We start from the raw sequence: 21,371 nt of genomic DNA, 5'->3' as shown, positions 1-21,371 counted from the left end.
TTTAGGGACGCACCGATGATGGACGCCGGGGATTGTTCCCGTCTAATCTAACTTGGCATTCGATTGATACCTGGATTAGATCAATGTTCGAACTGACGCAACTGCGCTGCTTCACCACCGTGGCCACCGAGCTGAATTTTCGCCGCGCCGCCGAACGGCTGAACATGACCCAGCCGCCCCTCAGCCGACAGATCCAATTACTGGAGCATCACCTCGGCGTAGAGCTGTTTACCCGCACCACCCGCAGCGTTGCCCTCACCGCCGCCGGCCGGGCGTTTTTCATCGAGGCCCAGAACCTGTTGGAGCGCGCCCAGCAGGCAGCCGTGACCGCACGGCGTTTTGCCGAGGGCGATATCGGCACGGTGAATATCAGCTTCGTCGGCAGCGCGGTGTATGAGTTTTTGCCCAGGGTCATCGCCGAGGCACGGCTCAAGCAGCCCCAGGTCAGGATCGACCTCTCGGAGATGAACACCTACCAGCAATACGAAGCCCTGCGTGCGCGCCGCATCGACCTGGGCATCGTCCGCGCGCCCCTGCTGGAACCCGGTTATGCCACCGAATGCCTGGTGCGCGAGCCCTTTGTGCTGGCGGTGCCGAGCAGCCATCGACTGGCCAGCGCCGACAGCGTCAGCGTCCACGACCTCGACGCCCAGCCCTTCCTGATGTACGCCCATTCGGCCTACCCGCCGTTCAACGAACTGCTCACCGGGCTGCTGCGCTCGGCCCGTGTCGCCCCCGAATATGTGCAGTGGCTGGGCTCGTCCCTGACCATCCTGGCCCTGGTCAACGCCGGCATGGGGCTGGCGCTGGTACCGCGTTGCGCCAGCAGCGTGGTGTTCAAGAACGTGGTGTTTCGCGATATCGACCTGGGCGAAGGCGCCCAGAGTGAACTGCACCTGATCTGGCGCGAGAACAATGACAACCCGGCGTTCGCGATGTTGCTGGAGGGGATTCGCAGTGCGGTGCGTGACGGGTGGGCGGACTGACGACGCATGCCGACTCAGGTGCCCGCGGGTGATTGCGGCGTGTCGGGGTTGAGCTGCTGGCGCCTGAATTGCCCGGGTGGCTGGCCGTGTATCTGGCGAAAACGTCGGGAGAAATACGCCTCGTCGGCGAAACCGCACAACCTGGCCACCTCACCCACCGGTCGTGTGCCATTGAGCAAATAATTGCGCGCCGCGTGCATCCGGCGCTCAAGCACCAACTCCGTAAAGGTCTTGCCGATTTCCTTGCGCAACCAATGCGTCAGGTAGGTCGGTGACAGGTAAGTCGCCGCCGCCACCTTGATCAGGTTCAGATCGGGGTCTGCAATATTCTTGCGCAGGTATTCAGACATTCTGCCCAGTGCATCGCGCCGACTGAGTTCGGCGGCATTCTCTTCGGCCAAGTGCTTGAGCGGTTCGGCATACAACGCGCACACGCGTCCTACCAATTGCAGCAACAATCCCTTAAGCATCTCGCGAGTACCAAACTGGCGGTTTTCATCCAGGGCGCGCATCTGTTCGATCAAGCCACAGACGATGCCGAAGTCCTCATCGCCGAGGATGAAATCCAGATGTTCTTGGAAGCGGAACGGTGACAACTCGGGCGCAAGCAGGATCGAGACCTCTTCCAGATCCATCGGGTCGCACTGCAAATGCGGCAGCAGGAAGGTCTGGGAGAAATTGATCACAATGAAGTTGCTGTCTGCCGGATGGGGAATCACATGCACCCGATGCGGCAGGATGAAAGCCAGCGCATTGCGCGGAAACGGCCGTTCGGCATTGCCGATGTGCTGCACAGTGTCGCCACCCAGGTTGACCTGGATCTGGAAATACTCATGGCGGTGGGGGCTGGTTTCTGCGCGACGACCTTTTTTGTCGCGGATGTAAAAGTCGGTCAACTCGCTGCGTTGCTGCATGACGTAAGTGGGGACTCGACTGGGTGATGACATTGCCTGAGGCTCCTCGACAGGTACAGGGTCGGGGTGATTGTGCAGGCGGACCGGCGCGGCTTCAATATGTCATCGGATGACAGCCAGGTGTGACGGATTATTTTCACCTGCGTTGGCGATTTTCTCTGTCCAAAAAAATCGGGCGCACCACGAAATAATTAATCATTAAAAAACAATAGATTATTTAAAAAAAGCAGCGGTTTTAGCCAAATAAATTAATCCGTTTTTTCTTGGACTCCTGCATTCAAGGCCTTTTCATAAAGAAAAAACGATCTAACGCACGCGTTGATTTTGGAATGTTGTACGACCACTGTAATCACCCATGCAGCCCGAACCTTCCAAAAACAATCAAAAGGTGCGCACCCCATGAACCTGCTTTTTTGCCCTATCCCCCCTCCCCCGGCCCGACCCGTGCGAAGGCATCTCTGAGCGCCTGACAGCGGCTGTCCGCGCCTCTCATTAATGCAGCGATTGCTCTGCCCCAGCACTGGGGGCATCGGCTTCGGCTGCGCGCGAACTTCACGATTCACCTGACAATAAAAAGGTCTACCCATGTCGAACTCGCACCTCTCCCCGTCCACCGCGCCGTCGGTGAGTGCCGGCGTACGGGACGCCGTCCTGCCCCAGCGGCTGCCGACCCGGCGTCGCTGGTTCATGCTGTCGTTGCTGCTGATTGCAACCATCATCAACTACATCGACCGCGTGAACATCTCGATTGCGGCACCGTTCATGGCCAAGGACCTGGGCCTGGACAAGATCGAAATGGGCCTGGTTTTCTCCGCGTTTGCCTGGACTTATGCCCTCGCCCTGGTACCAGCAGGCTTTGTGGCCGACCGCTTCGGCTCCCGGCTCACCTACGGCGTGTCGCTGATCAGTTGGTCAACCGTGACCGTGTGCCAGGGTTTCGCCACAGGGTTTGCATCGTTATTCGGCTTGCGCCTGGCCGTCGGCGCCATGGAAGCACCGGCGTTTCCGGCCAACAGCCGGGCAGTGACGGTATGGTTCCCGGCCCGCGAACGCGGCATGGCCAGCAGCATCTATGTGTGCGGCCAGTACCTGGGCACGGCTCTGTTTACCGGCGTGCTGCTATGGCTGGCCACCACTTATGACTGGCGCCATGTGTTCTACAGCACAGGGTTGCTCGGCATCGTGTTCGGCGTGGCCTGGCTGTACCTGTACCGCGACCCGTTGAGCTGCAAGCGCGTCAGCCAGGAAGAGTTGAAGTACATCGAAGGCGGCGGTGGACTGGTCAAGAGCAGCCAGGAGCGCACCCGCTTCAATTGGCGGCAGATCACCGAGCTGTTCGGCTACCGGCAGATATGGGCCATTTGCATCGGCAAGTTCGCCAGTACCTCGGCGCTGTACTTCTTCCTGACCTGGTTCCCGACGTACCTGATCGAAGAGCGCAAGCTGACCATGATCAAGGCCGGGTTCTTCGCGGTGCTGCCGTTCGTGGGCGCTACCGTCGGCATTCTATTGGCCGGCATCGTCTCCGACTTGCTGATACGCCGTGGTTACTCAATGTCCTTCGCGCGCAAGTTGCCCCTGGTGGTCGGCTCGATGCTGGGCATGTCGATTGTGCTGGTCAATTTCACCGACTCGAACGTGATCTGCATCGCGGTACTGACCATTGCCTTCTTTGCCCAGGGCATCGCGTCGTCGTCGTGGGCCGCCGTATCGGAAGTGGCACCGAAAGAGCTGATCGGCCTGACCGGTGGGATCACCAGCCTGGCCGCCAATATCGGCGGGATCGTCACCCCGATCGTGATCGGCGGCATCGTTCACGCGACAGGCTCGTTTGCCTACGCGTTCTGGTTTATCGGCGGTGTCGCGCTGATTGGCACCTTGTCTTACTCGTTGTTGCTCGGCCGCTTGTACCGCATCGAACTCAAGGCGCGCTGAGTCAACAACATGTTTTTCTCCAACACCAGGCCGCAATCGTCCAACTTCACCCATGAATGCCGCCGTAGGCTGCGGCTTCCAACAGGACACTGATAAAAATGACCATGACCGAGTATGTGTTTACCCCCGATCTGCCCGTGACCTTGCCGGTTGCCGGCAGCCTGCAGCGCTTTCCCGTCGGCCGGGTATTTTGCGTCGGCCGCAACTACCCGTGGCCGGATACCCAAGGCCAGTCCCGCCAGCCGCCGGTGTTCTTCATGAAGCCCGCGAGCAGCGTGGTGGACGCGACCGGTGAAGTGACGTTCCCGCCGTTGACCGAAGAGTTTGCCCACGAAATCGAATTGGTCGTGGCCATCGGTGAGGGTGGCGCTCATATTCCTGAGAGCCAGGCGCTGGCCTATGTGTGGGGCTATGCCGCCGGCCTGGACCTGACCCGCCGCGATGTGCAGCGCGCAGCCAAAAGCCAGGGCCTGCCCTGGGAAGGCGCAAAGGTGTTCGACGGCGCCGCGCCCATGACCGCCATTGTGCCGGTAACTCACGCCGGGCACCCGAGCGGCGAGTTGTGGCTCAACGTCAATGGCCAGGAGCGCCAGCGTGACAGCCTCGACAGCCAGATCTGGTCGGTCAGCGAGATCATCAGCCGGATCTCCCAGTCGGTATCGCTGCGGGCCGGTGACCTGATCATGACCGGCAGCCCGGCGGGCGTGGATGTGCTGCAACCGGGCGATCTCATCAACGCCGGGATCGACGGCATCGGCCAACTCGAAATGCGCGTCGGCCAGCGCGCTTGAACCCGACACACCTACCCGAGAATGGAAAAAGGAGATAACACCATGTCGAATCTTTTGAAGGTGGCCCTGGTTACCGGCGCCGGCAGCGGAATCGGCCGCGCCGTGGCCCTGGGCTTGATGGCGGACGGTTTCACCCTGGTACTGGCCGGGCGCCGGCCGGAGCCGTTGCAGGCCTTGGCCGAGTTGGCGACCAGCGAAGGCCACGAAGCCTTGGCCGTCCCCACTGATGTGCGCGACCCGGCCAGTGTCGACGCGCTGTTTGCAACGATTGCCGAGGTGTACGGACGTCTCGATGTGGTGTTCAACAACGCCGGGGTCAACGCCCCTGCCGTGCCATTGGATGAACTGACGTTCGAGCAGTGGCGCAACGTGATCGATACCAACCTCAACGGGGTTTTCCTCTGCGCCCGTGGCGCCTTCGGGCTGATGCGCCATCAACAGCCACAGGGTGGACGCATCATCAATAACGGCTCGATTTCCGCGCATACCCCACGGCCTTTCAGCAGCGCCTATACCGCCAGCAAACATGCGGTGTTGGGGCTGACCAAATCCCTGGCCCTGGACGGGCGCGAATTCAACATTGCCTGCAGCCAGATCGACATCGGCAACGCCTTGACCGACATGTCGGTGCGCATGACCAAAGGCGTACGCCAGGCCAACGGCACCATCGCCGTGGAGCCGATGGTCGACGTCAAGCACGTGGCCGATGCCGTGCGCTACATCGCCGCGCTGCCCCTGGAAGCGAACGTCCTGAACATGACCGTCATGGCCAGCGCCATGCCGTTTGCCGGTCGCGGTTAAACCGGCCTTTTTATTCCGTGACACGAGGTTCCCAATGAAACCAGAAGTCTTGCAGCTCAGCCCTATCCTGATCCCTGAAATCAACGCGCGGCTCGATGAGCTGTTTACCGTCAGACGTTACTTCCAGCAGGCCGACAAGCCGGCTTATTTACAGGAACACGGTGCGAACATTCGCGGGGTGATCACCGGCGGGCATACCGGCATCAGCCAGGCGCTGATGGCGCAACTGCCGAGATTGGAAGTGGTGGCGGTCAACGGCGTGGGCACCGATGCGGTGGACCTGGCGTATGCCCGGGATCGCGGGATCCGCGTGACCGCAACGATCGGCGCGCTGACCGAGGACGTCGCCGACCTGGCCATCGGCTTGCTGATCGCCGTGTGCCGTGGGCTGTGCACCAGTGATCGCTATGTGCGCTCGGGCCAGTGGCCGCAGAGTCCGACACCGCTGGCGCCCTTGCCGTTGGCGCGCCAGGTGTCCGGCATGCGCATCGGCATCGTCGGCATGGGTCGGGTCGGGCGGGCAGTCGCCACTCGAGCGGCGGCCTTCGGTTGCCCGATCTGCTACACCGACCTGCAGCCGATGAGCGATGTGAGCCATACCTTCATCGCCGACCTGAAACAGTTGGCCAGCCAAAGCGACGCGCTGATCCTGGCCGCCGCCGCCGACCAGGCTGAAGCCATTATCAACGCCCAGGTGTTGCAGGCATTGGGCAAGGACGGCTACTTGATCAACGTGGCACGCGGCAAGCTGGTCAACGAGGCTGACCTGGTAGCCGCGCTGGCCGCCGGTGAGATCGCGGGGGCGGCCCTGGACGTGTTTGTCGACGAGCCAAATGTTCCCGAGGCGCTCTTCGCCAATGAGCAAGTGGTGCTGCAACCCCACCGCGCCAGCGCGACGCTGCAAACCCGCACGCGCATGGGGGACATGGTGGTGGCGAGCCTGCTGGACAGTTTCGCCGGGAAAAAACCCCAGGGTTGTGTGACGGATTGAGCGTTTGATCGTTCCCACCTGCGCGTGGGAACGATCAAAGCCCCCTCACCACCGCCTCACGCCACTTTGAAACGATTGACCAGACGCTGCTGGTGCTCGGCCAGCCGCGCCAGTTCCTGGCTGGTGATTGCGGTTTGCTCGGCGCCGGCACTGACCTGGATGACCAGGTCGTTGATCTCGTTGACGTTACGGTTGATGTCTTCTGAAACCGCAGTCTGCTCTTCAGCCGCCGAAGCAATCTGCAGGTTGCGATCACTGATACTGGCCACGCCTTCGGCGATCTCCAACAACAACTCACCCGCACGTTCGACCTTGCGTGCACCGTCCTGGGCCTTGCCCAAGGTCTCCTGCATGGACGAGCTCGCCCGATCCGAACCACTTTGCAGGTTGCTGATCATCTGCTGAATGTTCCCCGTGGACTCCTGGGTCTTCTGGGCAAGTACCCGTACCTCGGACGCCACCACGGCAAATCCGCGCCCATGATCCCCTGCCCGCGCCGCCTCGATGGCCGCGTTCAAGGCCAGCAGGTTGGTTTGCTCGGCAATGCCGCGAATGACGTCGAGCACGGAGGAAATCCCATCGCTTTCCTGCTTGAGTTCGCCAATGATCAGCGCGGTGTCCTCGGCCTGCCCCGAGAGCTGGCGGATCAGCGTGATGGTGCCTTCGATCTCGGTACGTCCTTGGGTGGTGCTGGTATTGACCCGTTGCGACAGTTGCGCCGCATCGTTGGTGCTGTGCGCCACCTCGCGCACGGTGGCGCTCATTTCGTTGATCGCCGTGGCCACCAGTTCAGTGCTTTGGCGCTGCTGCTCGACGCTTTGGCTGGTCTGCATCGTCACGGTTGAAGACTCCTCCGCCGCCGTTGCAACCTGTGCGGTGGCGTTGCCGATTTCCTGCACCACGCCACTGATCTCTTGCGCCATGCGGTTGAGGTTGCGCGAGATCTGACCGAATTCGTCCTTGCTGTCATAAGTCGCCCGCGCGGTGAGATCGCGCTGTGCCAGGTCATTGAGCACGCGGTTGAGGTCGCGCACCGCCGAATCGATCATGCGGATGATCAGCCAGGACAACACCGCCACCGCCAACAGGGACACGATCACTGCGCCAACGGTCAACCATAGGGCGCGGCGGGCGTCATCCCGCTCGTGCATCGCCAGGCTGCTGACACTTTGGCCCAGGGCTTCCTCCACTTGGCTCATCAGGTCAATGCGTTGGGTAGAGGTTTCAAACCAGGCTTCGGGTTTGATCCCCAGCGCCTGCCCCATCGGCACCTCAAACGCCAGGCGCTGCAACTTGGCGACTTCGACGGCGGCCGGTTGCTGCATTTGCGTATCGAACTGCGCAAGCGAGGCCGCGGGCGCTTTGCGTCGGAACGCATCGTAATAGGCGCCGAACTCGCCCAGGTTGCGGCTGAAGCGCGACAATAGGGCCTCATCGAAATGCCCCTGGCTGAAGACCAGGCCCAGCACCACGCGCTCGCGCCCGGCCCGCTCTTTCATTTCGATAAATTGATTCAGGGCCCCCAGGGCGTAGACGATGGTCGCGTTGTTGACGCTCGCTTCCAGGGAATGGGTGTAACCGGTCAGCACTTGAATGATCTCGGTATACCGCGCGCCGGATTCGGTGCTGTTGATGCTCAGTTTATCGACCTGCCCGCGCATCGCCGGCAACTGGTCCAGGGCCCGCATGACGTTGTCCAGGTTCGCACCGCCGGAGGTGGACAAACCGCGCACCACCTCGACGGCCGCGCTGGAGTCCCTGCGCATCTGCACCATTCGTTCGCCCATGGACTTGCCGCCACTGCCGAGGAACACGCCACTGGCACCACGCTCACGCTGCAAGGTGGTAATCAACTGGCTCAACTTCTGGGCGGTGGCGCTGGCCATCACCGTGGTGTTCATGTCACGCAGCGTTTTGTAGTTGTCCACCACAAACACGCCGGCCAGGGTCAGGAACCCGAGCATGGGCAGTAGCAGAATCAACAACAGTTTCAGACGCAGCGGAGCGTTCTTAAGCATTTCCCTAAAGCCTCATGTCCATGGATCAGACTGGCGCCTGTCACGCCAAGATAGTGGCGCCATAATATCACCCATGAAAACAGCGCTACCGCTCTCGGACGGCCATCTGGAGCCAATAGGGGGTTGTACTGACCCAGATCAATAAACCCTCACAAACCAATCGGCTGCCGGCCCCTGTGTTGATCAACCACCTTGATTGACTGACTCAATCCTCTCGAATACTTGCCTGATCCTCCGAATATTCGGTTTTTTCGTAGATGGCCCTTGTGCCCTGATCTAGAGTTCGACAATGGGCGCCCATCGCCTTTCTTATAAGAAACACGCCATCCCGACCGATGATCAGCAGGTGAGCCAGCCATGGAATTACGCATCAACCAAAAAACCTATCAGGTCGACGCCGACGCGGACACGCCGCTGCTGTGGGTGATCCGCGATGACCTCGGGCTGACCGGCACCAAGTACGGCTGCGGCCTGGCCCAATGCGGCGCCTGCTCGGTGCTGGTGGACGGCAATGTCGTGCGCTCGTGCGTCACGCCGGTGGCCGGGGTGGTCGGGCGTGAGATCACCACCATCGAGGCCATCGAAGCCGATGCAGTCGGCAAGCGGGTGGTCAGTGCCTGGGTCGAACATCAGGTGGCGCAATGCGGTTACTGCCAGTCCGGGCAGGTGGTGGCAGCCACCGCGCTGCTCAAGCACACCCCCGCGCCGACCACTGCGCAAATCGATGCGGCCATGGTCAACCTGTGCCGCTGCGGCACCTACAACGCCATCCATGCCGCCATGCATGACCTGGCCGCCGGGAAGGAGTGCGCCTGATGAACACGCCTGACGTCATCCCCGGCCTCTCCCTGGGCGAGCCGATCAACCTGTCGCGTCGACGCTTCCTGGCCAGCACGGCCGTGGGTGCGCTGGTCATCGGTTTTGGCCTGCCGCTGGGCTCGGCCCGAGTCCAGGCCGCTGCCGCCACAGAACGCGGCACCCAGGTGCCGGCATTCCTGGAGATTCGCCCGGACGGTACGGTGCGCCTGCTCAGCCCCTTTATGGAAGGTGGCCAAGGCACCCACACCGCCATGGCGCAGATCGTCGGCGAAGAGCTGGATGCCGACCCTGCCACCTTTATCGTCGAAGCCGCGCCACCCGGTGAGGCCTATGTGGTGATGGACAACGGCATGCGCATCACCGGCGGCAGCATGTCGGTGCGCATGAGCTACCCGGTCATGCGCCGCCTGGGCGCCCTCGCCCGCGCCATGCTGTTGCAGGCCGGCGCCGAGCAGCTTGGTGTGCCGGTGGCCCAACTGACCACCCAGCCTGGCCGCGTGGTGCACGCCGCCTCCGGGCGCTCCCTGGGCTACGGCGAGTTGGCCGGCCGCGCCCTGGACATGCCGGTGCCCGACCCGGCCAGCATCACCCTGCGCGACCCGAGCCAGTTCCGCTGGATCGGCAAGCCGGTCAAGCGCCTGGATGCCTATGACAAATCCACCGGCAAGGCGCAGTACAGCATCGACATCAAGGTCGACGGCATGCTCCACGCCGCCGTGCAGCACGCGCCGCGCCTGGGCATGACCGTGGGCAGCCTGCGTAACCAATCCCAGGTCGAAACCATGAAAGGCGTGCACTCGGTGCATGTGCTGCCCGGTGCGGTGGCCGTGGTGGCCGAACGCTGGTGGCACGCCAAGCGTGCGGTGGAGGCGATCCAGGTCGACTGGCAGGAACCGACGGCCGACTCAAAAGTGCGCGGCATGCCCGCGGATTTCTCCAGCGACGGCTTTCGCGATTTTCTCGCGGCCCAGCAAGGTCCGGCGCGTGACGACGAGAACGAAGGCGATGTGGCCGGCGCGTTGAAGAACGCCAAGACCCAGGTCGAGGCCACCTACCACAACCAATACCTCAACCATGCCCAGCTGGAACCACCGTCAGCCCTGGCGCGCTTCAACCCCGACGGTTCGCTGGAGATCTGGCTGCCCAACCAGGCGCCCGATATGTTCCGCGCCGACATCGCCAAGCGCGCCGGGCTCGACCCCGCGCAAGTGACCCTGCACTCGCCGCTGCTGGGCGGGTTTTTCGGCCGACACTTCCTGTATGACTCGGCCAGCCCTTACCCGCAGGCGATTGCATTGGCCAAGGCGGTGGGCCGTCCGATCAAGCTGATCTGGAGCCGTGAGGAAGAGTTCCTGCGCGACGTGTTGCGCCCGGTCGCGGTGGTCAAGTTCCGCGCCGCGCTGGACGCCGACGGCCTGCCGGTGGCGATCGAAGCGGTGAGCGCCACCGAAGGCCCTACCGAGGCCATCGCTGGCAAGCAGGGCGAAAAACTCGACCCCACCGCCCTTGAAGGCCTGTCGGGCAAGAGCTACGCCATCCCCAACAAACGCATCGCGCAGATCTACGTCAAGGGCCCGGCCATGCTCGGTTACTGGCGTTCGGTGGGCAATTCGCTGAATGACTTCTTCTACGAAGCGTTCCTCGATGAACTGGCGGACAAAGGCGGCCGCGATCCCTATGAGCTGCGCCTGCACCTGCTGCGCGACAACCCACGGCTGACCACCCTGCTCAAGGCCGTGGGCGAGTTGTCCGGTGGCTGGAAACGGGGCCCCTACACTGCCGAAGACGGTACCCGGCGCGCCCGTGGCGTGGCCATGGCCTCGCCGTTCGGCTCCCACGCGGCAGTGATCGCCGAAGTGTCGATTGAAAACGGCCAGGTCAAGGTCCACCACATCTGGGAAGCCATCGACCCCGGCAGCATCGTCAACCCGGCGATTGTGCAAGCTCAGGTCAATGGCGCGGTGGCCCTGGGGCTCTCGCAAACCTTGCTGGAAGAAGCGGTGTACGTGGACGGCAAGCCACGGGCGCGCAATTACGACCTCTACCCGATCCTGCCGCCCTCACGGATGGCGCAGGTGCACGTGAAGATTGTCGAGAGTGGCGAGAAGATGGGCGGCATCGGTGAGCCTCCGCTCCCCGCTGTGGCGCCGGCCGTGGTCAATGCGGTGGCGCAGCTGACCGGCCAGCGTGTTCGCAGCCTGCCATTAAGCCGACACACCTTCAGCTAACCGAGCGAGACCGCCCATGAACAACCGTCGATTCGTAAGAACCGCAGGCTGGCTGGCGCTGCCCTGCCTGCTCGCGGCAGCCCTGCTGGCCTGGTATGTCACCCGCCAGCCCGCCACCCCGTTCGCGCAGGAACAAGCCGCCAGCGTCGACCCCGCACAGGTCAGTCGCGGCGAGTATGTCGCCCGCCTCAGTGACTGCGTCGCCTGCCACAGCCTGCCGGGCAAGGCGCCCTTCGCCGGGGGCCTGGAAATGGCCACGCCGCTGGGCGCCATTCACGCCACCAACATCACCCCGGACCGCACCCACGGCATCGGCACCTACAGCCTCGCCGACTTCGACCGTGCAGTGCGCCACGGCGTCGCACCGGGCGGTCGCCGGCTCTACCCGGCGATGCCCTACCCGTCTTACGCCAAACTCAGCGACGACGATATACGCGCGATGTATGCGTTCTTCATGCAAGGCGTACAACCGGCCAACGAGCCCAACATCCCCAGCGATATTCCCTGGCCGCTCAATCTGCGCTGGCCCATCGCCTTGTGGAACGGCCTCTTCGCGCCGACCGCCACTTACGCGGCCAAACCCAACCAGGACGCGCTATGGAACCGTGGCGCCTACATCGTCCAAGGCCCTGGCCACTGCGGCAGCTGCCACACGCCGCGCGGCCTGGCCTTCAACGAAAAAGCCCTGGACGAATCCGGCAAGCCGTTCCTAGCCGGCGCCCTGCTCGACGGCTGGTACGCACCGAGCCTGCGCCAGGACCCGAACACCGGCCTGGGGCGCTGGAGCGAGCCGCAGATCGTGCAGTTCCTCAAGACCGGGCGCAACGCCCATGCGGTGGTCTACGGCTCGATGACCGAAGCCTTCAACAACTCCACGCAGTTCATGGAAGACGCCGACCTGGCCGCCATCGCGCGTTACCTCAAGTCACTGCCCGGCGACCCACAGCGTGACGGCACGCCCTGGCAGTACGTAGCCGCCGATACACGCCAGGACGTCCCCGGTGCCCACACCTACGCGACCCGCTGCGCCTCCTGCCATGGCCCGGACGGCAAGGGCCAGCCCGAATGGATGCCGCCCCTGGCCGGCGCCACCTCGGCATTGGCCAAGGAAAGTGCCTCGGCGATCAACATCACCCTCAACGGCTCACAGCGGGTAGTCGCCGCCGGCGTACCGGACGCCTACCGCATGCCGGCGTTTCGTGAGCAACTGTCCGATGCGGAAATCGCCCAGGTGCTGACCTACGTGCGCAGCACCTGGGGTAACCACGCAGAGGCGGTCGACGCCACGGCAGTCGGCAAGCTGCGCGGGCATACCGACCCGGCCAGCAGCAGTCCGATTATTTTGCATATGCGTTAAAAGTCGCTGTCCTGATCTTTTCCCCGGCGTGGTCAGTGAAATGAGCATGCCGGGGAATAAGGGTTGATGTGAACAAACTTAGTATTGATCCGGCCCCGCGAACGTTGATCTGTCCGATTACTCACCTGTTCAAGCTCGCCTCTTCCGACAATCAAAACAGAATCCTTCTACGTAACGGATTAACCATTACGCACGGAAATATGTTGGCAACCTCAGCAAGATCGAGACCCAACTGACCGAGCGGAACATGGCAAATTCACACTACCGCTATTTATGGCTGGCCATCTTCCTGACTGACGGTTCCTTCAACCGCTTTTTCATACATATAAAGTATGCATAATGAAGACGTTCAGGATTCAATACGATGAGGCAAAAAACATCGCCAATCAGCAGAAGCACAAGGGCATAAGCCTGGCGGACGCAGAACCGGTGTTCAACGATGAGATCGCCCTGACGATACAAGACCACGATCACGGTGAAGAGCGCTGGGTGACCATGGGCACTGACGCGAGGGGACGAATTTTGGTAGTGACATACACTTACCGCGATCCGAATTTCGTACGCGTTATCAGCGCCAGGCCGCATCAAAAAATGAACGGCGCCGTTATCTGGAGGCTTGAACAATGAAAGACGAATACGATTTCACCCACGGCAAACGCGGTGCTGTCGCCAGCAACAAAGGCAAGACCCGCATCACCATCATGCTTGACGATGCGGTTATCGATGCCGCCCGTGAACGCGCAGAAAGCGCCGGTACGGGCTATCAAACCGTGATCAACAATCTGTTGCGTCAGGCGTTGATTTCGCAACACGCACACAATCTGGCGCCCGCCCCAAAGAAGCGGGCTAAAACCCTGCAAGTTATCAACAATGGCATTAGCCTCTCTGAAGTTGAAGCACTGGAACAACAACTCATCGCTGTCGCTGGCGAGTTGAATCGCGTGCTGGGCACAGCCAAACCGGCCGATTGACCAAGGCTTTCTGCGACCGACCCCAACTCCCGCTTGAGTGGCTAATGGTCCAGCGCCCCATCCCAGCGGGCAATGAACTGGGTGGCCACGCCGTTGCCGATCACATTGATCAGTGCACCGCCTTCGGAGATAAACCGGTAGACGCCCAGTACCAGCACCAGACCTGCTGCCGGTATCACATAGATCGAGCCGAGGGTGCGGTCCGCCCTCCGAACTAATTTGAACGAACCCCCACGTTTATCCATCAACACTGAAGGACCTATCAGACACGAGAACGGCTTGTGTCGCTCCTACGCGAGCTACGAACCCGGCGGCCTTGATCAGGCCCCTGCACTCTTCGCTCGCACATGACGACCTTGGGGTGAAGGCCATGGCAGCGAATATGCGTGAAGCGTCGAAACACACCGGCTGGGAAGCAGAGCTGGCCAGGAACACCGAGCTGTTCTACGAGGCCGACCGCCTGGAAACACAGGCCTACGCCATCATAGGCAGCAGCCTGGCCGATGCCGGTGACTGGCTGCGCTTTACCGAAGCGAAACAGATAGCCGATGCAAAGCGCACCGAGGCGTATCAGGACCTGATGCGGATCCGGCGCGGCATGGAGGCTGCGCGCTCCGACTGAGGCCGCTCGGGGCGCTGCGGCAAGACAAAAAAACCACTCGTTCGAGTGGCTTTTCTGGGTTTTCACAGCGCCTCAGGAAGAAAAAACCTCCGCGCGCTGCCGTGTTGTCTTTTTGTACCGGAGCGGCTGCTGCCAGGCCAACTGAGCCTGGACCTGCGCTACGGCCTCCAACACCCGCTGCGCCCAGTTTTCGTCCTGAGGGTCCACCACTACCACGCGAAAACCGTGGTCATGGCCTTCACTGCGCACGCCTTCGGAGTCATCCACATGCAGGTCGATGTCGAAGGCCGGGGGGAATTTCGAGGGTGCGTTCGACAGCCCGCGTGCCGTCAGGGCATGGTTGTGCAGCACGCTGTTGACCACACCGTCGACGCGGATGCCGTAGAGCATCAGCCAGCGGCGGATATACGACGGCGTGCGACCGGACGAGGTGTAGACCCAGATGCTGCAGCCCTGGCGACGTAGCTCACGGGTCAGGGAACGCGTGCCGATCCGCAAGGGCTCACCCAGCCAACGGTGCACGCAGGCCGGCAGCCGGCTCGGCTCGACGTCGCAGTGGTGCAGCTGGCAGGCCAGGGTGTCGTCGATATCGAAGGAAATACGGATACGCGGGCGCTGCTGCATCGGCAGGATGCGCTGGAGGACCCGCCCTGCCCTGGCAAATACCGGAGAACCGCTCATCAATGGCCTCCTTGAAAAACGGGCTGGCGCGGGTCCTTGAGAAAAAACTTGTGCGGATCCGGCGCCTGTTCTTCCAGGAAGGCGGCGTATTTTTTCTTGATCTTGGGCAATTCGTACAACGCCTTGACTCCATGTTTGGCTGAGTTGCGGATCACCGACGAAGGGTTGAAGTAGCCCTCGGCGTTCTCCAGCGTCAGCACGAACGGCGGCAGGCCTGCACGCATCAGCAAATAGCTGACGATCAGCGAACCGCTGCGGTTGTTGCCTTCAATGAACAGCTGCGGCTTGCTGAGGATGCGTACATACACCCCGGCGGCGCGCTTCCAGACTGATTCACTGCGATACGCGCAGTACCAGTTGTACAAGTCCTTGATGCCACCTTCGACATTGTTGAAGAAGTGTTCTTCGGTCGCCGCCAGGTGGTGGGCGTATTCCAGGCGCCGTGCCGGGTCGCTGCCACAGAGCACGGTGGCGTTGATCTCCAGCATCAGGTCCAGCTGCTGCAGGTCGAACAGGTCGACGCCCCGCGCGACATAGTCGTCAATCAGCGCGTAGCCTTCAAGCACGTTGTGCAGCACTTCGTCGGTCAACGGGTCGCGCGGCTCGGTAAAGTCCCGGCTGAGCTCGGCAAAGCGCTGTTGCACCTCACGCAGTGCGCGTTCAATCGCGGGCAAATCAAGGCTTCGTGTTGCAGGCATCGGCATTCCCATAAGCAGTTGAAAATACGGGAGCATCCCAGCTCCCGCAGGGGCATCAGCTGAACTTGCCGCTGATGTAGTCCCCGGTCATTTGTTCACGCGGGTTCTCGAAGATCTGCGCCGTCGGGCCCATCTCCACCAGGTAGCCGGTGCGCGTGCCCTGGGAAATATCCACCGAGAAAAACGCCGTGGTGTCGGCCACGCGGATGGCCTGCTGCATGTTGTGGGTCACCAGGGCGATGGTGTAGTCCTTCTTCAGCTCGACCATCAGCTCCTCGACCCGGCGCGTGGCGATCGGGTCAAGCGCCGAGCACGGCTCATCGAGCAACAGCACTTCCGGCTCGGTGGCGATGGCACGGGCGATGCACAGGCGTTGCTGCTGGCCACCGGACAGCGACAGGCCGCTGACCTTGAGCTTGTCCTTGACCTCATCCCACAGCGCGGCGCCTTGCAGGGCGTGCTTGACGCGGTCGCCCAGGTCGCCTTTGTAGCGGTTCAGGCGCAGGCCGAAGGCGACGTTGTCGAAGATGCTCATCGAGAACGGGTTCGGCTGCTGGAATACCATGCCGATGTAGCGGCGCACGACCACCGGGTCCACGCCCTTGCCGTAGACGTCCTGGCCGAGGAAGTGCACATGGCCCTCGAAACGGAAGCCCTTGACCAGGTCGTTCATGCGGTTGAGGCTACGCAGCACGGTACTTTTACCGCAGCCGGAAGGGCCGATGAAGCCGGTGATCTTGTTCTTTTCGATCGGCACATGGCTGTCACGCACGGCCATGAAGTTGCCGTAGAAGATCTTGTCCAGCTTGCAGTCCATGACCACAGGCGCCTGGGTGACAAACGGAGCGGCTATTTGCGCAGTTGATACGTTCAAGATTCAGATGCTCCCGTTTTCAATACTTTGGCTTGCCGAAGATACGGCTCACGATATTCACGACCAGCACGATCATTACCAGTACCAGCGACGCCGCCCATGCGAGTTCAAGCTGGTTGTCGAAGGGCATGCCGGAGAAGTTGTAGATCAGCACGGCCAGGGAGGCCGTCGGGTTCATCACCGCCAGGCTGCCGTCGTGGTAGATCCAGTAGTTGCTGAACAGCGCGGTAAACAACAGCGGCGCGGTTTCGCCGGCGGCGCGGGCCACGGCGAGCATCACGCCGGTGAGGATTGCCGGCAGGCCGGTGGGCAGGACGATTTTCCAGATCACCTGGGAGCGGGTGCAACCCATGCCGTAGGCGGCGTCCTTCATGATCTTGGGCACCATGCGCATCGACTCTTCAGCCGTCAGCACCACGATCGGCAGCATCAGCACCGCCAGTGCCACGCCACCGGCCGGGGCCGAGTAGGTGCCGGTGGTCATCACCACCAGGGCGTAGGCGAATACACCGGCCAGAATCGACGGCAGGCCGGTGAGCATCTTCGCGGCAAAACGCGCGGCGTTCGCCAGCTTGCTGTCCGGGCCCAGTTCGGCGAGGAAGATTGCCGCCATGATGCCGACCGGCACGGCGATGGCAGCGGCAATGCCGACCATCACGAAGGTACCGGCCATCGCGTTGCCGAAACCGCCGCCGGTCTCGAAACCGGTGGGCGGCAGCTCGGTGAACACTTCAAGGCTCAGGCGCGCACCGCCGCGGGTGATGAGCATGTAGAGCACGGAAATCAGCGGTACGCTGGCCAGCAGCGCGCCCGCCCAGACCAGGGTGGTCAACACCAGGCTGCGCAGGGCACGGCCTTCGAACCGGCGCTGGAGGCTGGGCATTGCGCCTGCGGGGGACGTCAGGTCAGTTGCAGCAGTGAGGTCAGTCATCACTTATTACCCCGTTGGGCGTACATCATGATCATGGAGCCGAAGATGTTGACGATCAGCGTGATCAACATCAGCACCAGTGCGGCGTACATCAATACTTCGATCTCGTTCGGCCCGGCTTCGGGGAAGTTCAGCGCCAGCAAGGCCGCCAGGGTGTTGGCCGGGGCGAACAACGACAGCGAGATGTTGTTGGCGTTGCCCACCAGCATGGCCAGGGCCATGGTTTCACCGAGTGCGCGGCCCAGGCCCAGCACCAGGGAACCGAAGATGCCGGTGGCGGCGGACGGCACCATCACCTTGAGAATCGCTTCCCAGTGGGTGGTCCCCATGCCGTAGGCGGCTTGCTTGGTTTTCATCGGCACGGCGGTGAGCGCATCCTGCGACACGGCGGCGATGGTCGGCAGAATCATGATTGCAAGCACCAGCGCCGCCGGGAGCAACCCCGGCCCGCTCAGGGACGTGCCGAAAAAGGGGATCCAGCCAAGTTCAGTGTTCAACCATGCGGTCAACGGCCGGATCGCCGGGATGACCACGTAAATGCCCCACAGGCCGTAAACGACGCTGGGGATGGCCGCGAGCAGTTCGACGATGGTACGAAACACCGCCGCCAGCTTCGCCGGCAAAAAATCCTGGGTGAGGAAAATCGCCATGCTGACGCCGAAAACACCTGCGATCAGCAACGCGATAAAGGCACTGTAGAGCGTGCCCCAGATGGCCGGCAGAATGCCGTACTTGCCTTGGTTGACATCCCAGACGCTGCCCAGCAGCACGTCAAAGCCGTGCTTTTCCATGCCTGGCAGGGCCTTGCGCCCGACTTCGAACACCAGGGCAAACACCAACGCCAGCACCAGGACCACGCCTATTCGCGCAAGCGCACGGAAGGTGCGATCAACCAGGAAATCCTTCGCAGAAGGTGGCTGGCAGGCAGAATCCGGGTTACCCGGTACGACAAACGGTGTGTTCATTGGCTAATTCCGGAACAGGGGGGTAACTCTCCCGGCCGGGCTGACAGCACCCGCCGAGAGAGGCCTCACGAGCGTTACTGGATGTTGGCAGACGCTTTGCGAACCTGATCGACCACCGACTTCGGCAGCGGGATATAGCCCATCGAATCGGCGATTTTCTGCCCTTCGGTCAGGCTGTACTCGACCATTTCACGCATGGCCTTGGCCTTGGCCGGGTTGCCGTTGTCCTTGCGGAAGATCATCCAGGTGTAGGACGTGATCGGGTAGGACTTGGCGCCGTCCGGGTCCGGCAGCCAGGCCACCAGGCTTTCCGGCATTTTCACCGCAGCCAGGGCTTCGGCACCGCTTTCGGCGTTAGGTACCACGTACTTGCCGGCCTTGTTCTGCAACTGGGCAAAGTCAACCTTGGCCAGCTTGGCGAAGCCGTATTCGATGTAGCCAATCGCGCCTGGGGTCTGGCGTACGGTGGCGGTCACACCATCGTTCTTCGGCGACTTGATGAATTTGTCGCTGGCTGGCCAGTTGACGGTGTTGCCTTCACCCAAGTCCTTCTGGAACTGCGGGTTGATGGCCGCCAAGTGCTTGGTGAATACGGCTGTGGTGCCGCTGGAGTCTGCACGCACGACCACGGTGATCGGCATGTCCGGCAGTTTCAGGCCAGGGTTGGCGGCGACGATCTGCGGATCGTTCCACTTGGTGATCTTGCCCAGGAAGATGTTGGAGTACACATCGCGTGGCAACTTAAGTTCTTTAGGATTGCCCGGCAGGTTGAACGCCAAGACGATTTCGCCTGCGGTCATCGGCAGCAACTGCACGCCTTCGGCGACCTTGGCGATGTCTTCGTCCTTCATGGCCGAGTCACTGGCGGCGAAGTCCACGGTTTTGTTCAGGAAGTCCTGTACACCCGCGCCGCTGCCTTTGGACTGGTAGTCAACCGTGACGCCTTCGGTCTTCTTGCTGAAATCCTTGAACCAGGTGAGGTAGATCGGCGCTGGGAAACTGGCGCCAGAACCTGTCAGACGGACGTTCTCGGCAGCAAATACCGAGGTGGCACTTAGAGAAACCGCAACGGCGAGTGCAGCTGACTTCATCAGACGTTTCATTCAGGGAAATCCTTGTGATTACGGGCTCCCGGAACTTTGCAGCAGCTTTGTTACGCTTTTATGAAAATTGGGTGGCAAACCGCTATTTCGTCCCGTCTTTCCGCCACAGCCACGTATTTCGATGTAATTGGTTGGTAACAAAATGCGACTAAGACTTTGCCATCTCCCCCACGACGCGAGTGCCTCCCATGTCTGCAGTAGACGACGCCTTGATCCAGCGCATCCACCGAGAGCTGCTGGATCACAGTGACGAAGAGCTGGAACTGGAATTATCCGAAGACGGGCACGACCTCAACGCGCTGTTCGACGAGCACGTCGAGGAAAGCCCCGAAAAGGCCGCGCGCAGGATTTACTTCAGCGAACTGTTCCGCCTGCAAGGCGAACTGGTGAAACTGCAAAGCTGGGTGGTCAAGACCGGCGCCAAGGTGGTGATCCTGTTCGAAGGGCGTGATGCCGCCGGCAAAGGCGGTGTGATCAAGCGCATTACCCAGCGCCTCAACCCGCGAGTCTGCCGCGTCGCCGCACTGCCCGCGCCCAACGACCGCGAACAGACGCAGTGGTACTTCCAGCGTTATGTCTCGCACCTGCCGGCCGCCGGTGAAATCGTGCTGTTCGACCGCAGCTGGTACAACCGCGCCGGCGTCGAACAAGTCATGGGCTTTTGCAACGAAGACCAGTACGAGGAATTCTTCCGCACTGTACCGGAGTTCGAACGCATGCTCGCCCGCTCCGGCATCCAGTTGATCAAATACTGGTTCTCCATTTCCGACCAGGAACAGCACCTGCGCTTTCTCAGCCGCATTCACGACCCACTCAAGCAGTGGAAACTCAGCCCCATGGACCTGGAGTCGCGCCGGCGCTGGGAGGCGTACACCAAGGCCAAGGAAGTCATGCTCGAGCGTACCCACATCGCCGAAGCGCCATGGTGGGTGGTGCAGGCCGACGACAAAAAGAAAGCCCGCCTCAACTGCATCCACCACCTGCTTGGGCAAATGCCTTATGAAGAAGTGGAACTGCCGGTGATCGAGCTGCCGCAACGGGTCAGGCAGGAGGACTACTCGCGCAATCCGACGCCGGTGGAAATCATCGTGCCGCAGGTCTATTAACGCGGGACGCAATAGATTCCCCGGTGGTGAGCGCGCCGTTCAGTTAAGAGCGAACACCGTACCGGTGGTGAGCGGGCTTGCCCCGCGCTGGGCTGCGTAGCAGCCCCAATAAGAACGCTGCAGTGTGCCAGACAGTTCCGGGGCTGTGTTTTGGGGCGGCTGCGCAGCCCAGCGCGGGGCAAGCCCGCTCACTACAAGGATCCATTCGCCATAACGTTTGCGCTTACGGTGCCGGCTCCACCTCCTTGAACACCAGCCCTTGGCTATCACCCAGGGATAGTTAAGAGCGAACACCGGACCGGTGATGAGCGGGCTTGCCCCGCGCTGGGCTGCGTAGCAGCCCCAATAAGAACGCTGCAGTGTGCCAGACAGTTCCGGGGCTATGTTTTGGGGCGGCTGCTCAGCCCAGCGCGGGGCAAGCCCGCTCACTACAAGGATCCATTCGCCATAACGTTTGCGCTTACGGCGTCGGCTCCACCTCCTTGAACACGAGCCCTTGGCTATCACCCAGGGATAGTTAAGAGCGAACACCGTACCGGTGGTGAGCGGGCTTGCCCCGCGCTGGGCTGCGTAGCAGCCC

Annotated in this window: 19 protein-coding genes and 2 pseudogenes; 12 read left to right on the top strand and 9 right to left on the bottom strand. The window is 61.8% G+C overall.

Going from position 1 to position 21,371, the window contains the following annotated elements; all coding sequences use genetic code 11:
- Positions 1 to 83: 83 nt before the first annotated feature.
- Positions 84 to 986, top strand: a complete 903-nt coding sequence (locus V3W40_RS15430) for a LysR family transcriptional regulator (protein ID WP_092488300.1) — start codon at positions 84 to 86, stop codon at positions 984 to 986.
- Between the two features lie 14 nt (positions 987 to 1,000).
- Here V3W40_RS15430 and V3W40_RS15425 read toward each other — a convergent pair whose 3' ends face one another.
- Complete coding sequence (locus V3W40_RS15425) at positions 1,001 to 1,933, bottom strand: helix-turn-helix transcriptional regulator (protein WP_092488301.1); 933 nt, start codon at positions 1,931 to 1,933, stop codon at positions 1,001 to 1,003.
- A gap of 552 nt (positions 1,934 to 2,485) precedes the next feature.
- On the opposite strand from V3W40_RS15425, the gene V3W40_RS15420 reads away from it, so the two are divergent.
- The 4 genes from V3W40_RS15420 to V3W40_RS15405 all read left to right on the top strand — a co-directional run bounded on the left by V3W40_RS15420 (position 2,486) and on the right by V3W40_RS15405 (position 6,418).
- The gene (locus tag V3W40_RS15420) at positions 2,486 to 3,835 is read left to right on the top strand and encodes an MFS transporter (protein WP_330215280.1); all 1,350 of its coding nucleotides are present in this window, start codon (positions 2,486 to 2,488) and stop codon (positions 3,833 to 3,835) included.
- 98 nt (positions 3,836 to 3,933) lie between these two features.
- Positions 3,934 to 4,626, top strand: a complete 693-nt coding sequence (locus V3W40_RS15415) for a fumarylacetoacetate hydrolase family protein (protein WP_137213115.1) — start codon at positions 3,934 to 3,936, stop codon at positions 4,624 to 4,626.
- Between the two features lie 42 nt (positions 4,627 to 4,668).
- A complete protein-coding gene (locus tag V3W40_RS15410) occupies positions 4,669 to 5,427 on the top strand; it encodes an SDR family oxidoreductase (protein WP_074846002.1) in 759 nt (252 codons plus the stop codon).
- Positions 5,428 to 5,461: 34 nt separating this feature from the next.
- A complete protein-coding gene (locus V3W40_RS15405; protein ID WP_065947975.1) occupies positions 5,462 to 6,418 on the top strand; it encodes a 2-hydroxyacid dehydrogenase in 957 nt (318 codons plus the stop codon).
- A gap of 56 nt (positions 6,419 to 6,474) precedes the next feature.
- Here V3W40_RS15405 and V3W40_RS15400 read toward each other — a convergent pair whose 3' ends face one another.
- The gene (locus tag V3W40_RS15400) at positions 6,475 to 8,382 is read right to left on the bottom strand and encodes a methyl-accepting chemotaxis protein (RefSeq protein WP_442962842.1); all 1,908 of its coding nucleotides are present in this window, start codon (positions 8,380 to 8,382) and stop codon (positions 6,475 to 6,477) included.
- Positions 8,383 to 8,793: 411 nt separating this feature from the next.
- On the opposite strand from V3W40_RS15400, the gene V3W40_RS15395 reads away from it, so the two are divergent.
- From V3W40_RS15395 to V3W40_RS15375, 5 genes and pseudogenes are all read left to right on the top strand, one after another.
- Positions 8,794 to 9,252, top strand: coding sequence for a (2Fe-2S)-binding protein (locus V3W40_RS15395; RefSeq protein WP_330215278.1), 459 nt, complete (start codon positions 8,794 to 8,796; stop codon positions 9,250 to 9,252).
- A complete protein-coding gene (locus tag V3W40_RS15390; RefSeq protein WP_330215277.1) occupies positions 9,252 to 11,483 on the top strand; it encodes a xanthine dehydrogenase family protein molybdopterin-binding subunit in 2,232 nt (743 codons plus the stop codon). The genes V3W40_RS15395 and V3W40_RS15390 overlap by 1 nt, the downstream gene beginning before the upstream one ends.
- Before the next feature lie 16 nt (positions 11,484 to 11,499).
- On the top strand, positions 11,500 to 12,840 hold the full coding sequence (locus V3W40_RS15385) for a c-type cytochrome (RefSeq protein WP_330215276.1): 1,341 nt from the start codon (positions 11,500 to 11,502) through the stop codon (positions 12,838 to 12,840).
- Between the two features lie 339 nt (positions 12,841 to 13,179).
- A pseudogene (locus V3W40_RS15380) lies at positions 13,180 to 13,460 on the top strand (BrnT family toxin).
- Between the two features lie 3 nt (positions 13,461 to 13,463).
- Positions 13,464 to 13,811 carry a BrnA antitoxin family protein gene (locus V3W40_RS15375; RefSeq protein ID WP_330215275.1) on the top strand — a complete coding sequence of 116 codons (348 nt, stop codon included), beginning with the start codon at positions 13,464 to 13,466 and terminating at the stop codon, positions 13,809 to 13,811.
- A gap of 41 nt (positions 13,812 to 13,852) precedes the next feature.
- On the opposite strand, the pseudogene V3W40_RS15370 reads toward V3W40_RS15375, so the two are convergent.
- Positions 13,853 to 14,008, bottom strand: a pseudogene (locus V3W40_RS15370) (C4-dicarboxylate transporter DctA); the annotation flags it as partial.
- 173 nt (positions 14,009 to 14,181) lie between these two features.
- On the opposite strand from V3W40_RS15370, the gene V3W40_RS15365 reads away from it, so the two are divergent.
- Positions 14,182 to 14,433 carry a hypothetical protein gene (locus tag V3W40_RS15365; protein WP_315872229.1) on the top strand — a complete coding sequence of 84 codons (252 nt, stop codon included), beginning with the start codon at positions 14,182 to 14,184 and terminating at the stop codon, positions 14,431 to 14,433.
- Positions 14,434 to 14,505: 72 nt separating this feature from the next.
- On the opposite strand, the gene V3W40_RS15360 is transcribed toward V3W40_RS15365, so the two are convergent.
- The 6 genes from V3W40_RS15360 to pstS form a co-directional block, all read right to left on the bottom strand.
- Complete coding sequence (locus V3W40_RS15360; protein ID WP_092359166.1) at positions 14,506 to 15,114, bottom strand: hypothetical protein; 609 nt, start codon at positions 15,112 to 15,114, stop codon at positions 14,506 to 14,508.
- Positions 15,114 to 15,812, bottom strand: coding sequence for a hypothetical protein (locus V3W40_RS15355; RefSeq protein ID WP_330215274.1), 699 nt, complete (start codon positions 15,810 to 15,812; stop codon positions 15,114 to 15,116). The genes V3W40_RS15360 and V3W40_RS15355 overlap by 1 nt, the downstream gene beginning before the upstream one ends.
- 55 nt (positions 15,813 to 15,867) lie before the next feature.
- Positions 15,868 to 16,629, bottom strand: coding sequence for a phosphate ABC transporter ATP-binding protein PstB (gene pstB / locus V3W40_RS15350; protein WP_010210300.1), 762 nt, complete (start codon positions 16,627 to 16,629; stop codon positions 15,868 to 15,870).
- Positions 16,630 to 16,705: 76 nt separating this feature from the next.
- Positions 16,706 to 17,617: a phosphate ABC transporter permease PstA gene (gene pstA / locus V3W40_RS15345; protein ID WP_027603518.1), complete on the bottom strand. Its 912-nt coding sequence runs from the start codon at positions 17,615 to 17,617 to the stop codon at positions 16,706 to 16,708.
- A complete protein-coding gene (gene pstC, locus V3W40_RS15340) occupies positions 17,617 to 18,582 on the bottom strand; it encodes a phosphate ABC transporter permease subunit PstC (RefSeq protein WP_027603517.1) in 966 nt (321 codons plus the stop codon). The genes pstA and pstC overlap by 1 nt, the downstream gene beginning before the upstream one ends.
- A gap of 74 nt (positions 18,583 to 18,656) precedes the next feature.
- Positions 18,657 to 19,685 carry a phosphate ABC transporter substrate-binding protein PstS gene (gene pstS, locus V3W40_RS15335; RefSeq protein WP_027603516.1) on the bottom strand — a complete coding sequence of 343 codons (1,029 nt, stop codon included), beginning with the start codon at positions 19,683 to 19,685 and terminating at the stop codon, positions 18,657 to 18,659.
- 188 nt (positions 19,686 to 19,873) lie between these two features.
- On the opposite strand from pstS, the gene ppk2 reads away from it, so the two are divergent.
- On the top strand, positions 19,874 to 20,791 hold the full coding sequence (gene ppk2 / locus V3W40_RS15330; RefSeq protein ID WP_065928085.1) for a polyphosphate kinase 2: 918 nt from the start codon (positions 19,874 to 19,876) through the stop codon (positions 20,789 to 20,791).
- Positions 20,792 to 21,371: the final 580 nt, after the last annotated feature.

It is taken from the genome of Pseudomonas sp. AM8, assembly GCF_036346475.1.
Classification (GTDB): Bacteria; Pseudomonadota; Gammaproteobacteria; order Pseudomonadales; family Pseudomonadaceae; genus Aquipseudomonas; species Aquipseudomonas marginalis.
This window is presented reverse-complemented; position numbering and strand designations above follow the sequence as displayed.

Coding starts and splice junctions, on each gene's coding strand:
- V3W40_RS15430 (WP_092488300.1), top strand. CDS start 84: ATGTTCGAACTGACGCAACTGCGCTGCTTCACCACCGTGGCCACCGAG.
- V3W40_RS15425 (WP_092488301.1), bottom strand. CDS start 1,933: ATGTCATCACCCAGTCGAGTCCCCACTTACGTCATGCAGCAACGCAGC.
- V3W40_RS15420 (WP_330215280.1), top strand. CDS start 2,486: ATGTCGAACTCGCACCTCTCCCCGTCCACCGCGCCGTCGGTGAGTGCC.
- V3W40_RS15415 (WP_137213115.1), top strand. CDS start 3,934: ATGACCATGACCGAGTATGTGTTTACCCCCGATCTGCCCGTGACCTTG.
- V3W40_RS15410 (WP_074846002.1), top strand. CDS start 4,669: ATGTCGAATCTTTTGAAGGTGGCCCTGGTTACCGGCGCCGGCAGCGGA.
- V3W40_RS15405 (WP_065947975.1), top strand. CDS start 5,462: ATGAAACCAGAAGTCTTGCAGCTCAGCCCTATCCTGATCCCTGAAATC.
- V3W40_RS15400 (WP_442962842.1), bottom strand. CDS start 8,382: ATGCTCGGGTTCCTGACCCTGGCCGGCGTGTTTGTGGTGGACAACTAC.
- V3W40_RS15395 (WP_330215278.1), top strand. CDS start 8,794: ATGGAATTACGCATCAACCAAAAAACCTATCAGGTCGACGCCGACGCG.
- V3W40_RS15390 (WP_330215277.1), top strand. CDS start 9,252: ATGAACACGCCTGACGTCATCCCCGGCCTCTCCCTGGGCGAGCCGATC.
- V3W40_RS15385 (WP_330215276.1), top strand. CDS start 11,500: ATGAACAACCGTCGATTCGTAAGAACCGCAGGCTGGCTGGCGCTGCCC.
- V3W40_RS15375 (WP_330215275.1), top strand. CDS start 13,464: ATGAAAGACGAATACGATTTCACCCACGGCAAACGCGGTGCTGTCGCC.
- V3W40_RS15365 (WP_315872229.1), top strand. CDS start 14,182: ATGGCAGCGAATATGCGTGAAGCGTCGAAACACACCGGCTGGGAAGCA.
- V3W40_RS15360 (WP_092359166.1), bottom strand. CDS start 15,114: ATGAGCGGTTCTCCGGTATTTGCCAGGGCAGGGCGGGTCCTCCAGCGC.
- V3W40_RS15355 (WP_330215274.1), bottom strand. CDS start 15,812: ATGCCTGCAACACGAAGCCTTGATTTGCCCGCGATTGAACGCGCACTG.
- pstB (WP_010210300.1), bottom strand. CDS start 16,629: ATGGACTGCAAGCTGGACAAGATCTTCTACGGCAACTTCATGGCCGTG.
- pstA (WP_027603518.1), bottom strand. CDS start 17,617: ATGACTGACCTCACTGCTGCAACTGACCTGACGTCCCCCGCAGGCGCA.
- pstC (WP_027603517.1), bottom strand. CDS start 18,582: ATGAACACACCGTTTGTCGTACCGGGTAACCCGGATTCTGCCTGCCAG.
- pstS (WP_027603516.1), bottom strand. CDS start 19,685: ATGAAACGTCTGATGAAGTCAGCTGCACTCGCCGTTGCGGTTTCTCTA.
- ppk2 (WP_065928085.1), top strand. CDS start 19,874: ATGTCTGCAGTAGACGACGCCTTGATCCAGCGCATCCACCGAGAGCTG.